The following is a 738-nucleotide window of genomic DNA, read 5'->3' as shown; positions in this document are numbered from 1 at the left end:
TGCAACCGGCAACCAGTGGTTCAAGGATGGGGTAGCGATTACAGTTAATGGCACTGGCCAAACTTATACGGCTACAGCAACCGGCAATTATACGGTGGTAGTTACTGATGGCAATACCTGTCCAAGCCCTGCTTCAGCAGCGGTTCCGGTTACAGTCAACCCATTGCCAGATCAGCCAACAGTTACAGCTGCCGCTACCGGAACAACCTTCTGTATTGGTGGTTCAGTAGTATTAACCTCTAGTGCTGCAACCGGCAACCAGTGGTACAAAGACGGAACGATCATCACGGTAAATGGTACTGGCCAAACTTATACGGCTACAGCAACTGGTAATTATACAGTAGTAGTTACCGATGGCAATACCTGTCCAAGCCTTGCTTCAGCAGCGGTACCCGTAACGGTTAATCCATTGCCAGACCAGCCAACAGTTACAGCCGCCGCTACCGGAACAACCTTCTGTATTGGTGGTTCAGTAGTATTAACCTCTAGTGCTGCAACCGGCAACCAGTGGTTCAAGGATGGGGTAGCGATTACAGTTAATGGCACTGGCCAAACTTATACGGCTACAGCAACCGGCAATTATACGGTAGTAGTTACCGATGGCAATACCTGCCCGAGTCCTGCTTCAACAGCAGTACCCGTAACGGTTAATCCATTGCCGGATCAGCCAACAGTTACAGTTGCTGCTACCGGAACGACCTTCTGTATTGGTGGTTCGGTAATCCTTACTTCATCATC

General features: G+C 49.6%; 1 protein-coding gene. It reads left to right on the top strand.

Translation table 11 applies throughout. From position 1 onward, the window contains the following. On the top strand, positions 1-738 hold a 738-nt coding region (locus tag R2Q85_RS24560), incomplete at both ends, for a hypothetical protein (RefSeq protein ID WP_316814452.1).

The sequence above is a fragment of the Pedobacter heparinus genome (genome assembly GCF_032678725.1).
Lineage (GTDB): Bacteria > Bacteroidota > Bacteroidia > Sphingobacteriales > Sphingobacteriaceae > Pedobacter > Pedobacter heparinus_A.
Note: the sequence above shows the minus strand (reverse complement) of the source record. Positions and strands in the feature narration are given on the sequence as shown.